We start from the raw sequence: 13237 nt of genomic DNA, 5'->3' as shown, positions 1-13237 counted from the left end.
AAAAATAGGACTAAAAACTGTCCGGAAATTTCTGAGGTTCCCGGCTAGAACCCCTGCTTGGAAACAGTTTTATGAACTTGCAGCATAACTACGTCCTCAATAAGGCCATAACGAACTTTGTATAAAATTTTCGACAGAACCAAGGATTGTCACATGTCTAAATCACGAGTTACTATTCTCCTTGCCACTTATAATGGCGAGACTTATTTAGAAGAGCAACTGGATTCTATTGCGAATCAAACACATCAGAATTGCACTATAGTCGCCTCAGATGATGGCTCCAGCGATAATACTCTGTCCATACTGAAACACTATAAAGTAGTTATTCATCATTCTCCACGACAAGGATTTGCGGCTAATTTTTTATCACTCATAGCAAAAGTAGAAGATGACAGTGCCTATTATGCTTTTGCGGACCAAGATGATGTGTGGTACCCAAATAAGTTAGCCCGTGCAATTGATTGGTTGACCACGATACCTAAAGAGACCCCTGCCCTTTATTGTGGGCGAACGCATTTAGTCGATGAGAACTTAAGAAGCCAAGGTCATTCGCCGTTGTTTACCAAAACACCTAGTTTCCCAAATGCATTAGTACAAAATATTGCTGGCGGCAACACTATGGTATTTAATTCAGCAACCCTTGCTTTGCTGAAACAAACTCTAAATACACGCATTGCTTCCCATGATTGGTGGGCTTACTTATTGGTTTGCGGAGCTGGTGGCCAAGTGCATTATGATTTTACTCCCTACGTACACTACCGCCAGCATAATGCAAATGTAGTAGGCTCTAGTGTGGGTTTCAAAGCCAAGCTATATAGAATACGGATGCTGTTCAAAGGCCGACTTAGGGATTGGATTAACTTAAATAATAAAGGCTTATTGGATGCCTCTCATTTATTAACAGAAGAAAATAAGTACATCCTTCAGCAATTTGAACAGGCAAGACAGACTAGCGTTATTGAGCGGCTGATAAAATTTTATAAACTAGGACTTTATCGTCAAACGATTGCCGGGCAATTAGGCTTGGTTTTAGGTGCCGTTTTTAATAGAATATAAAAAATTTAGGATCAAGAAGAATGAGTATTTTAGTAACTGGTGGTGCAGGATTTATTGGCAGTAACTTTGTATTGGATTGGTTGGCATTACATGATGAAACCGTCATTAACGTCGATAAATTAACCTATGCGGCCAACCTAAACAATTTAGCAAGCCTACAAAACAACCCTAAGCATTGTTTTGTACCTCTTGATATTAATAACCAAGAACAAATAGCACAGTTGTTAAAAGAACGTAAGGTACGAGCCATCATTCATTTTGCAGCCTCAAGTCATGTGGATCGTTCTATTGATGGGCCCAGTGAATTTATTCAAACCAACATTGTTGGCACGTTCACGCTATTAGAGGCAGCTCGTCATTATTGGAGCCAACTGGAAGCTCCACTAAAAAATGATTTTCGTTTTTTACATGTGTCTACTGATGAAGTCTATGGTTCTCTGTCAGCAAATGCACCTGCGTTTACTGAACAACATCGTTATGAACCGAACAGTCCTTATTCCGCGAGTAAAGCAGCATCCGATCATTTAGTTCGCGCTTATTATCATACCTATGGCCTACCCGTACTGACCACCAACTGTTCCAATAATTACGGTCCTTATCAATATCCTGAAAAGCTCATTCCATTATGCATTTTAAACGCCTTGACGGGAAAACAGCTCCCTATTTATGGTGATGGTCAACATATTCGTGATTGGCTCTATGTTGCTGATCATTGTGCGGCAATTCGCACCGTATTGAACTTAGGAAAAGTAGGAGAAGTTTATAATATTGGCGGATGGAATGAAAAAGCGAATATTGAGGTAGTGCAAACCATTTGCTCTATTTTAGACGAGCTCGCCCCTCGTCAGGACAAACAATCTTACGCCTTCCAAATTGCTTATGTTACAGACAGAGCGGGCCATGATCGCCGTTATGCCATTGATGCAACGAAAATAGCGTTTGAGCTCGATTGGAAACCACAGGAAACATTTAACACTGGTATTTTAAAAACAGTCCAATGGTATTTAACTCAGTACCAAAAGGAGCAATAAATGAAGCTGCTGCTTATTGGCAAAGATGGTCAAGTCGGACGTGAGTTATCACGAAGTTTAATTCTTTTAGGACAAGTAATTGCAGTAGGTCGCGCTGAGCTTGATTTAGCAGACGCAAACGCTGTTCATACTCTATTAAAACACGTGCAACCCGATGTCATTATCAATGCTGCAGCATATACGGCTGTTGATAAAGCCGAAACCAACCCTGAAGATGCCTATAAAGTGAATCATGAAGCGGTTGCTCAACTAGGGGATTATGCCCACCAACACAATAGCATTTTAATTCATTACTCAACCGATTATGTGTTTAATGGTACAAAACAAGATGCTTATGTAGAGCACGATGCGACGAACCCTCTCAACATTTATGGCGCATCAAAATTAGCTGGAGAACAGGCTATTCTAAAGAGTGGCTGTCGTGGCTATATTTTCAGAACCAGCTGGGTTTATGCCTTACACGGCACTAATTTTATAAAAACTATTTTACGATTAGCGCAGCACAAAGAAAGTCTTAATGTAATTCATGATCAGAGAGGCGCACCAACATCAGCAGAACTTATCAGCGATGTCACCTTATTAGCCATTCATGCCGCGCTGCGCGACCAATTAGCAGCAGGAATTTATCATTTAACCCCTAGTGGCGTAACAACATGGTATGACTTAGCGTCTTATATAGTGAGTGAATCCACTAAAAAAGGGATCACTTTAAAACTAAATCCAGCACAAATAAATAGCATCACTAGTGAAGAGTATTCTACGCCTGCAAAACGGCCTAAAAACTCCGTATTAAGCACGACTAAATTGACCTCCAGTCTCGGACTTGTTCTACCTGACTGGACCGTTCACGTAGATCGTATTATTCATCAATTAATTCAAGCAGGACATTTTAATGAAGCATAAAGGAATAATTTTGGCGGGTGGCTCAGCAACTCGCTTATATCCAGCAACTAATGTGATTTCCAAGCAATTATTGCCGGTATTTGATAAACCCATGATTTATTATCCATTAAGTACCCTCATGCTGGCAGGGATCCGAGATATTCTAATTATATCTACTCCCAGAGATCTGCCTATGTTTCAAGATCTTTTAAAAAATGGCGAACAATGGGGTATTCATCTTGATTATATAGTTCAACCAGAACCAGCAGGCCTTCCGCAAGCGTTTCTTTTAGGCGAATTATTTATTGGTGATGATTATCCAGCCCTAATATTAGGAGATAATGTTTTTTATGGTCACGATTTTCATCATTTAACTCACGAGGCAATGCAGCAAAAACAAGGAGCTACGGTTTTTGCATACCATGTACACGATCCTGAGCGTTATGGCGTTGCAGAGTTTGATGCTTCAGGCAAAGTACTTTATTTAGAAGAGAAACCGGCGCATCCCAAATCAAATTATGCCGTAACAGGTTTGTATTTTTATGATCCCCAAGTCGTTGAGTTGACTCGTCAATTAAAACCATCGGCACGTGGCGAATTAGAAATTACGGATCTCAATCGCCTTTATCTTGAGCAAGGATTACTTAATGTGAAACTGATGGGCAGAGGCCATACTTGGTTGGATACTGGAACTCATCATTCATTGCTAGAGGCTGACATGTTTGTCAGTACCATACAAACTCGTCAAGGATTCAAAATAGCCTGCCCTGAAGAAATTGCCTATAGAAAAAAATGGATTGATAACGTGCAATTAGAACGCTTAGCAAAACCACTTCTTAAAAATGACTATGGTCGTTATCTAATGGCCCTGTTAAATGAAGAGGTGTACGCATGATGATCACCCCTCTCAAGATTCCTGAAGTTCTGCTTCTCGAGCCCAAAGTATTTCATGATGAACGCGGCTTTTTCTTGGAAAGCTTTAATCAACAGCAGTTTGAAAAAGCAGTGGGACATTCGGTGTACTTTGTCCAAGATAATCATTCTCGTTCAAGCAAAAATGTACTTCGTGGTCTACATTATCAAATTCAACAGGCTCAAGGTAAGCTAGTGCGTGCCGCATCCGGTGCGATTTTTGACGTAGCGGTTGATTTACGCGCTCAATCCCCTACTTTTGGACATTGGGTTGGCGAGGTATTAAGCGCTGATAATTTTAAGCAATTATGGGTTCCAGAAGGTTTTGCACATGGCTTTGTGGTGTTATCAGAAACCGCCGAATTGCTTTATAAAACAACGGATTATTGGGCTCAGCAACATGAGCGGTGCATAGTCTGGGACGATGCGACCTTAAATATTGATTGGCCATTAGATGGTAGCCCCATTCTGTCTGCCAAAGACCAACAAGGCCTATTATTGCATGATGCAGAGATGTTTGTATGAAACACTTTAATACAAGCCCAAGAGAGTTACTGGCTAGTTTTTGGCGTAACCGAGAGTTAATTACCACGTTGACCAAACGCGATATTTTAAGTCGTTATAAAGGTTCGGTACTTGGACTCTTTTGGTCTTTTTTTCAGCCCGTATTAATGCTCATTATTTACACATTTGTTTTTAGCGTAGTATTTAAAGCGCGCTGGAGTAGCGAAAGTAGTTCAACAACAGAATTTGCGTTGGTGCTTTTTTCCGGTTTAATTGTTTTTAACTTTTTCTCCGAATGTATATTAAAGGCACCTACCCTAGTCATTTCACAACCCAATTATGTGAAAAAAGTCATATTCCCATTAGAAATTTTACCTTGGGTTTCACTTGGCGCGGCACTATTTCAACTATTGATGAGCGCCAGTGTCTGGTTGTTATGTTACATCGTTCTGTTCGGTATACCCCATGCAACCCTGTTATTCTTTCCATTCATGATGTTACCTGTTGCATTGCTGGCCTTAGGCCTAAGTTGGATGATATCGTCGCTGGGCGTTTATCTGCGCGATATAGGCTATGTCATGAGCATTTTGATGACCATCATGATGTTCTTATCTCCGATATTTTATCCAATAACTGCATTACCAGAACAATACCAAATTTATTTAAAAATCAATCCATTAGCTCATGCCATTGAGGAGGTAAGGGATGTTTTATATTGGGGTACTGTTCCTAATATCATCTCCTATGCTGTACTGTTCCTGGTCTCACTGGCCTGTGCGTGGATAGGATTTATCTGGTTTCAAAAAACACGTAAAGGATTTGCTGATGTCCTCTAGAGAAACCGTCATTGAGGTGAAAGGCTTAAGTAAATGCTATCGTATTTATGATAAACCCTACGAGCGTTTACTGCAGATGCTTACGCGTAGTCGTAGATCGTATGGGAGTGAGTTTTGGGCGCTCAGAGATGTTTCATTTGAGATAAAAAAAGGCGAAACGATTGGTATCATAGGGCAAAATGGCAGTGGTAAATCAACTCGTTTACAAATGATCTGCGGCACATTGACGCCAACAACCGGCCATATTAGTACAAAGGGGCGTATTGCTGCTCTATTAGAATTAGGCTGTGGGTTTAATCCAGAGTTCACTGGGCGTGAGAACGTCTACATGAACGCAGCCATGCTGGGATTAAGTAAAGATGAAATAGATGCCTGTTTTGATGACATTCTTGCCTTTGCCGATATAGGCAATTTTATTGAGCAACCCACTAAGACTTATTCTTCTGGAATGAATATTCGATTAGCCTTCGCAGTACAAGCACAAGTTACCCCCGATATTCTCATTGTCGATGAAGCCTTAGCGGTAGGCGATGCAAAATTTCAAGCCAAATGTTTTGATAGACTAAACCAACTTCGCGAACAAGGAACCAGCATTTTACTGGTTACTCATGACAGCAGTCAGATTGTTACCCATTGTTCACGAGCGATTTTATTAAATTCTGGGCGCATTATGGAGGAAGGTGAATCTCGTCATATAGTGAATTGTTATCATGATCTTTTATTTGGGAAAGCGCAGCGAGCACTGCCCAAACAGGAGCTGCCACTGCATTCTGGTACAATTAAACCTAAAGATACATTAAGCATCACAGAGGACTTATTTTCTACTCGCCCTAGCTATAACCCCTATGAATATCGCTGGGGAGACGGTGCGGCACAAATACTTGATTATTCCTTATACGCTAATGAAAAACTACATCCATCCGCAATCAGTAGTGGCGATTTCATTACCTTGCGTATTACGATGAAATTTCTAACGGATGTTATACGCCCTATTCTAGGAATTACGATTAAAACTAAAGAAGGCGTAACTATTTATGGTGTCAATTCAGAAACACTAAATGCGGATGAGTTTAAAACACTAGGCGCGCTTGGCGATACGATCCAGTCTGAAATTTCATTTCCCTGCCGACTTTCTCCTGGCGATTATTTTATTTCACTAGGGATAGCCTCGAGTCAAGGAGCTGAAATTATTCCCCATGACCGACGTTATGATGCGATACATCTACATGTCTTACCTCCAACCAATTTTTTTGGTCTTGTCGATTTAGGGCTAAAACTTACCACTCAGGAACTTTCTGCATGAATGAGCTATTTTCAAAAAAAAAATATTACCTTAATGCAACCACTCAAGTGTGGTCACGCGCTGAATTCTCCAGTATTTCTTATAATGATGGAGATACAATTGAAAATGGCCTCGCAGCCGTCATAGCGCAAGCACAGGACATTTCGGTATTATCTTCAGAACTGCAACAACATTGTGTGGATTGGCCTTCGACTTATCATTTAAGCGCTCAGCGTAGTAATCTCTTACGCCCTTTGCAAAGTATGCTTGATGGTGCAGACGTACTTGAAATAGGCTCTGGTTGCGGTGCTATTACACGTTACTTAGGTGAGTGTGGTGCTAATGTCTTAGCGCTCGAAGGGACATTAAGGCGCGCGGAAATAACCCGCTCACGTACACGCGATCTCAATAATGTCACCGTGATAGCGGAACGATTTGACTTATTTAATTGGGAACAAAAATTTGATGTAATCACCTTAATTGGTGTACTCGAGTATGCTAAGGTCTTTATGCCTGGGACCAGTCCCGTGCAAAACATGCTCCAGCGAGTTAAATCGATGTTAAAGCCACAAGGGAAATTAATAATCGCCATTGAAAATCAATTGGGCCTTAAATATTTCTCGGGTGCGCCTGAGGATCATCTAGGACAGGTGATGTATGGAATAGAGGGACATTATAGTGATAAACAACCAACAACCTACGGGCGTGCAGTCTTAATAAAGTACCTGGAGCAAGCAGGCTTTTCTGACAGTCAATTTTTTGCCCCCTTTCCTGATTATAAACTTCCTTGCTCCATTATTAGTGAAAAAGGCTTTTCTTGTCCCGACTTTGATGCAGGGACATTGGCGGCTCAAAGTGTACGCCATGATCCACAACTGCCTCCTTATCTAGCTTTTTCACCGGAACTGGTTTGGCCAAGCATAGCAGAGAATCAAATAGCACTAGACTTAGCCAATTCATTTTTAATCGTAGCTCAGAGTACTGCCGAAAAACTACCTGCTGCGGACACTCTTGCCTATCATTATGCAACCCAAAGAGCTCCTGCCTTTTGCAAAGAAACCTTATTCGTACCAAATGATTCCGGAGCTATTGAGATTAAATACAACTTATTAGATCACCAAGCCCATTGTACAACAACCTTAGATGGTGTTTCTCTTCATATAGCATCGATCCCTCCATATATTTATGGAAAACCATTGGCTCGCGAGTTTGTTAAAATCATTACACGCGAAGGCTGGGGCTTTGATGAAGTAGGTGCCTTTTTTAAGCGTTATCTAGCTATCGTCGCGTTGCTCATTGCCAAAAATGAGCCGTATACGCCAATAAATGCCCTTGATACATTACTACCGGGCGACTGTATTGACTTAGTGCCACAAAATATTATATTAGATACCCAGGGAGTCGCACATGTAATCGATACGGAGTGGCACTGGGCGGATCAAATATCGGCAGGATATTTAATATTTCGTAGTCTCTTAGGATTAACGAGCATGGTTTCTCGTTTTGGTAGACCTGCTAATACATTTACCAATACTTGGATGGGATTTTTTTTAGCGGTTTATAATACATTGGGGTTTGAATTAAATGAAAAACAGATGCTAAATTATTTGCTCATGGAGGATTTGTTTCAAAGTAAGGTGAGACAATATCCTTTTAATTTACTCCGTAGGATTTCAAAATTAAATATCCCTATTTGTACTGTTAATTTAAATAGTCTTGCTGGAGAGCAAACCAACAAGATTGTGCATTTAGAATCCACGCTCAGCGCTATAGAATCTAAACTCAGTACTACAGAGTCTAAGCTCAGCGAAACAAAGTCTAAACTAAGTGAGCAGATTCATGTTTTGAGTCAACAAGTTCATGACATGACTCAAACGATTGCAGATCTCAAAAGCTCTAGTAGCTGGCGTGTCACAAAACCTATGCGTAACGTAGGTGCTTTAGTAAATAAGGCATTGATTGCAAAACAAATCATTGTTTCTGTAGTTCAACAACATGGTTATCGTAAATCAGCAACTAAAGCACTTTTTTTCTTTAAAACGGGAGGGCTTAGCAACATTGTAAGCCAACTAAGGAAACAAAGAATAGTGCATTATGAGTTTGCACGAATTAATCAAAATGCGCGGGCTTCTCTACAGTATCAACAAAAAAACATTCAGTATGCACCCAGCACAGGATATCATTTAGTCACTGCGCCACAAGAATATTGTTATATTCCGCCAGCAAAGCCTGGTAATGCTCAAGCAGTAATTGACTCTTTCAATGAACCGCCACTGTTTTCTATTGTTGTTCCAACCTATAACACACCATTATATTTTTTAGATGAGTTGGTGGAGTCTATTCAAAATCAATGGTACCCCTATTGGGAGCTAATTTTAGCAGATGATTGTAGTGTTGACCCAGCTCTGCAAGAGGCTTTGAGTAAATTAACTGATACAAAAATCAAAGTGATTCACTTAGAAAAAAATAGTGGAATTTCTGGGGCGACTAATACGGCAATTGAGGCATCACAAGGTAATTTTATTGTCTTTCTGGATCATGATGATGTATTAACCGCTGATTGTTTGTATGAGCTGGCACTTTGTATTGAACGGGATAAACCTGATTTTATTTACAGTGATGAAGATAAATTAACGGAGGATTATTATTATACCCAGCCTCATTTCAAACCAGATTGGTCCCCTGATACAATGATGAGTACCATGTTCACGGGGCATGTGTCTTGCGTTCGTAAGTCGTTGCTAGAAAAAACAGGATTATTACGATCTGAATATGATGGCTGCCAAGATTGGGATTTCGTTTTACGAGTTGCAGAACATACTAAACAGATAAGCCACATTCCTAAAGTGTTATATCATTGGCGAATTACCCCTGCATCAGTAGCCGCAGATATTAGTGCCAAACCTTATGTATTAGAAGCATCACAAAAAGTTAGACTCGAAGCATTAAAACGTAGGAAATTGGAGGGTAGTCTTGAGGCAACAAAAGCTTACCCTGGGTATTTTCGAATAAATTATCACCTAACAAGCTCCCCATTAATTAGCATTATTATCCCTACAAAAAATAATCTACCTATATTGCGTCGCTGTATATGCTCTATTGAAGAAAAAACAAAGTATAAAAATTACGAACTAATAATTATTGATAATGGTTCTATAGAGACGAATAACTTTGCTTATTTAAACGAGCTAAATCAGAAAGAATACATTTCCATTATTAGACATGATGCTTTATTTAACTTTTCGGAGTTAAATAACTTAGGAGTAAAGGCATCTAAGGGAGAAATAATATTATTTTTGAATGATGATACAGAGGTTATTGGCAATGACTGGTTAGAACGTATGGCAGCTTATGCTTCCTTACCTCATGTTGGCGCAGTTGGAGCTAAACTTTTATATCCGAATACAAAACAAACGCAACATGCGGGTGTATTAAATTTATCTACCGGCCCCGTACATGCCTTTCTACATTATGTTCCAGATCATCCAGGATATTTTATGCGCAATTCCCTTGAATATAATTGGATTGCGGTCACTGGGGCTTGCTTAATGATTGAGAAAAAGAAATTTTTGGAGATAGGTGAATTTGATGAAGAGTTTCCTATTGCCTACAACGATGTAGATCTGTGCTTTCGATGTATTGATGCCGGATATTATAATGTCGTTTGTCAAGCGACAACTCTTTATCATCATGAATCTATTAGTCGTGGAAGTGATTTAGTGAATTCAGGGAAATTGAAGCGATTACATCAAGAGATGGATAAGCTCTACGATAAGCATCCCAAGTATTATCAATTTGATCCATTTTTTAATGTCAATCTACACCCGAATGGATGTAATTTTGAGCTTCCAATGCAACGGATATAAATATGAACGACAATAAAACTACAATGCGCAATGATGATGGTTTATCTCTGTTACAATTTGGCGATACAAACTTCTGGAAGCAAATTGAAACAGCAGATGTTATTTCATTTGATTTTTTTGATACTCTTTTTGTAAGACTGGTGTCTGATCCCGAAGATGTCTTTGATCTATTGGGTCAGATGTGGGGAATTGAACATTTTCGTACCTACCGCAAACAGGCGCAAACAGAAGCTTTTCAACGCATGATACAAAATGGCCGACGAGAGATCTCCATTGCGGATATCTATGAAGGCTTTCAAATTAAAGATATTCCCATTAATGAGCTGATCACCAGGGAAAACGAACTTGAGCTTAAACTAATACAGCCCAATGCAGAGTTATTTCCTATATTTAAGCACGTATTAAATTCCAATAAACGTATTATCATTACCTCAGATATGTATTTATCAGGCGATTTTTTTATTCAAGCACTCGAAAAATATGGTATATCAGGGATTCCCATTTACTGTTCTGCAGATAAAAATGCCACTAAACGGGATTCGGGCGAATTATTCCAAATAATAGTTGAAGAGCTTAGTGTGCTACCTCAGAACGTTTTGCATATTGGTGATAATCACGTAGCAGATTATAAATGGGCACAGAAACGTGGACTAAAAGCATACCATTATGTTGCATCACCAGCCGTTAAAAAGGACAAAGACTCTCCTTTAATCTCTTCTATAGTGCATAGCCTATTAGACATCAGGGCAAAAGATATACCTTGCGGTAGCTATGAAGCCTTTGGATTTTTATATGGCGGCGCTGCTGCACTGGCATTTATTGAATGGATCAAAGAAAAAGCCCAACAAGACACTATAGATCATATTTTATTTCTTGCTCGTGATGGATATGTCATGCAACAGCTGATTGAAAAATTAGATATAGACGGTCTACCTAAATGTAATTATTTCCATGGCTCACGAACGGCATTTACTCTAGCAGCAATGACCCAAGAAAATTTTACGCAATACATTCCTTACCTATTATCAGGTTGCGATGGATTATCCCCCAATGAGCTGTTAGAGCGCATAGGCGTTCCTAGCCCAGCTCCTAGTGTAATGTCGAATTTAGGGTTAGGTAATGAAATAAAATTAAGCGCGGAGCTTTTTCCATTAATGAGTGAGTTTTTGTATGCTTATCGTTGGGAGATTTTAAAAGTTTGTCAACGTAATCTTAGAGGGCTATTTAATTATATCAAGTCCTTAGGTATACAAGCAAGACAAAAAGTTGCTTTAGTTGACGTTGGATGGAGAGGAACGTCGCAAGAGGCATTTATTCAAGCGGTAAGTTCTTTTCTTGAATTAGACATTTACGGCTATTATTTTTGTCTTGCAAATCCCTCAGAGCGAATCAAGAGCCAACACCAGATGAAGCTGTCTGCCTTACTTGACTCTTCGAGTTATTCCATTCAGCAAATAGATAAAATATACAACAACCGAGTGATGATAGAACTTCTTTTTTCAGCGCCACACGATACAATAATAGGCTATGATCCTGACAACAATAATGCGTCAATTACAGACTTTGGCCGTGGCACGGAGAAAAATATAACAAAACATATTGATGCTATTTGTAAAGGAAGTATCCGTTTTGTTGAATTATATAGAGAATTATCTAGATCCGCTCACTTTAATCTCACTTATCACGAATTAATTAAAGGAATACTCGAATTCATTGATAAAGATAAGTGGCAAAACATTCCTATTTTAAATGAACTATATAATTTTGATGCATGGGCTAGTTCAAAAAACAAACGCCGCGCACCAAAAGGTTCTGTGGAAGTGTAATAAACTGAGTGACCAATAAGAGCCTATCCGGAAAATGCCATTTGACTCCGAGAGCCCGGTTCTGTCGAAAATAGAAAATCGCTGTTATAGTGTGCTCTAAAAAAGGTGCACTATGATTAGTTTCCAAGTCCGTCATTTTCCAAAAGATTTAATATTAATGGCAGTTCGCTGGAAGCTTGCCTATCCACTGAGCTACCGAAATATTGAAGAACTAATGGATGAGCGTGGAGCTGATGTGGATCATTCAACGGTTCAAAAATGGGTTGTTCATTACGTACCGCAATTCGAACACGCCTTCAGAAAAAGGAAGAAGCCAGTAGGTAGTAGTTGGCGGATGGATGAAACGTATATCAAAGTAAATGGAAAATGGGTTTACCTTTATCGTGCAGTAGATAAGGAAGGGAACACCATCGATTTTATGTTGTCAGAGAGACGAGATCGCCCATCTGTACTGAAGTTTTTCAAAAAAGCAATTGCTTGGTTGACGCTGGTGATAGAATTATAAACCATATTGCTCAATTGCCAATATTCAAGCATTATAATCTATCAGACTACGGAATACATGCAAGCTTGGATGGGCAAAAATTAGAGACCAAATATCAGACAATTTTGTCACGATATTCCACTAAGTACTTTGGGTACGGCAAAGGCGTTGTATCCTACAGTTTGATTGCTAACCATCTACCTGTGAGCACAAAAATTATTGGCGCTAATGAACATGAAAGCCATTATGTATTAGATATTGTCTACAACAATAGCAGTGATTTGAAAATTTCAGCGGTGTCGGGCGACATGCACTCAGTAAATCGTGTAAATTTTGGATTAATGCGTTTATTTGGCTATGACTTCATGCCAAGAATTACCAAGATTAACGAAAAAGCCGAGACGTCTTTGGTTGCATTTATTGGGACCAAAACTTTTAAAAATGATCTAATTAAACCTACAGATCCAGTTAATACGAAATTAATTATCAGCGAGTGGGACAACATTGGGTTGATTTACAGAAACGGGGCAAAAGCGAATTCCGCTTTAATTTAGATCA

At 39.4% G+C, this 13237-nt stretch carries 10 protein-coding genes and 1 pseudogene; all 11 read left to right on the top strand.

Annotation, left to right across the window (positions count from 1 at the left end; translation table 11 throughout):
• Positions 1 to 153 precede the first annotated feature (153 nt).
• The 11 genes and pseudogenes from QM652_RS11995 (at position 154) to QM652_RS11945 (ending at position 13233) form a co-directional block, all read left to right on the top strand.
• The gene (locus tag QM652_RS11995; protein WP_415076112.1) at positions 154 to 1056 is read left to right on the top strand and encodes a glycosyltransferase family 2 protein; all 903 of its coding nucleotides are present in this window, start codon (positions 154 to 156) and stop codon (positions 1054 to 1056) included.
• A 20-nt stretch (positions 1057 to 1076) separates the two neighbouring features.
• Entirely contained in the window at positions 1077 to 2087 is a 1011-nt protein-coding gene (gene rfbB / locus QM652_RS11990) for a dTDP-glucose 4,6-dehydratase (protein ID WP_415076110.1), read from the top strand.
• Positions 2088 to 2990, top strand: a complete 903-nt coding sequence (gene rfbD, locus QM652_RS11985; protein WP_415076108.1) for a dTDP-4-dehydrorhamnose reductase — start codon at positions 2088 to 2090, stop codon at positions 2988 to 2990.
• Positions 2980 to 3864 (top strand): glucose-1-phosphate thymidylyltransferase RfbA, encoded by an 885-nt coding sequence (gene rfbA, locus QM652_RS11980; protein ID WP_415076106.1) that lies wholly within the window; start codon positions 2980 to 2982, stop codon positions 3862 to 3864. Before rfbD ends, rfbA begins: the two co-directional genes overlap by 11 nt.
• Entirely contained in the window at positions 3861 to 4406 is a 546-nt protein-coding gene (rfbC, locus tag QM652_RS11975; RefSeq protein ID WP_415076104.1) for a dTDP-4-dehydrorhamnose 3,5-epimerase, read from the top strand. Before rfbA ends, rfbC begins: the two co-directional genes overlap by 4 nt.
• Positions 4403 to 5221, top strand: a complete 819-nt coding sequence (locus QM652_RS11970; protein WP_415076102.1) for an ABC transporter permease — start codon at positions 4403 to 4405, stop codon at positions 5219 to 5221. The genes rfbC and QM652_RS11970 overlap by 4 nt, the downstream gene beginning before the upstream one ends.
• Complete coding sequence (locus tag QM652_RS11965) at positions 5211 to 6524, top strand: ABC transporter ATP-binding protein (RefSeq protein ID WP_415076100.1); 1314 nt, start codon at positions 5211 to 5213, stop codon at positions 6522 to 6524. Before QM652_RS11970 ends, QM652_RS11965 begins: the two co-directional genes overlap by 11 nt.
• A complete protein-coding gene (locus QM652_RS11960) occupies positions 6521 to 10369 on the top strand; it encodes a glycosyltransferase (RefSeq protein ID WP_415076098.1) in 3849 nt (1282 codons plus the stop codon). Before QM652_RS11965 ends, QM652_RS11960 begins: the two co-directional genes overlap by 4 nt.
• Before the next feature lie 2 nt (positions 10370 to 10371).
• On the top strand, positions 10372 to 12195 hold the full coding sequence (locus QM652_RS11955) for an HAD family hydrolase (RefSeq protein ID WP_415076096.1): 1824 nt from the start codon (positions 10372 to 10374) through the stop codon (positions 12193 to 12195).
• 112 nt (positions 12196 to 12307) lie between these two features.
• Positions 12308 to 12670: pseudogene (locus tag QM652_RS11950) on the top strand (IS6 family transposase); the annotation flags it as partial.
• A 2-nt stretch (positions 12671 to 12672) separates the two neighbouring features.
• Entirely contained in the window at positions 12673 to 13233 is a 561-nt protein-coding gene (locus tag QM652_RS11945) for a Tn3 family transposase (RefSeq protein ID WP_415076094.1), read from the top strand.
• Positions 13234 to 13237 lie beyond the last annotated feature (4 nt).

Source organism: Legionella sp. (assembly GCF_047605385.1).
Lineage (GTDB): Bacteria > Pseudomonadota > Gammaproteobacteria > Legionellales > Legionellaceae > Legionella.
Note: the sequence above shows the minus strand (reverse complement) of the source record. Positions and strands in the feature narration are given on the sequence as shown.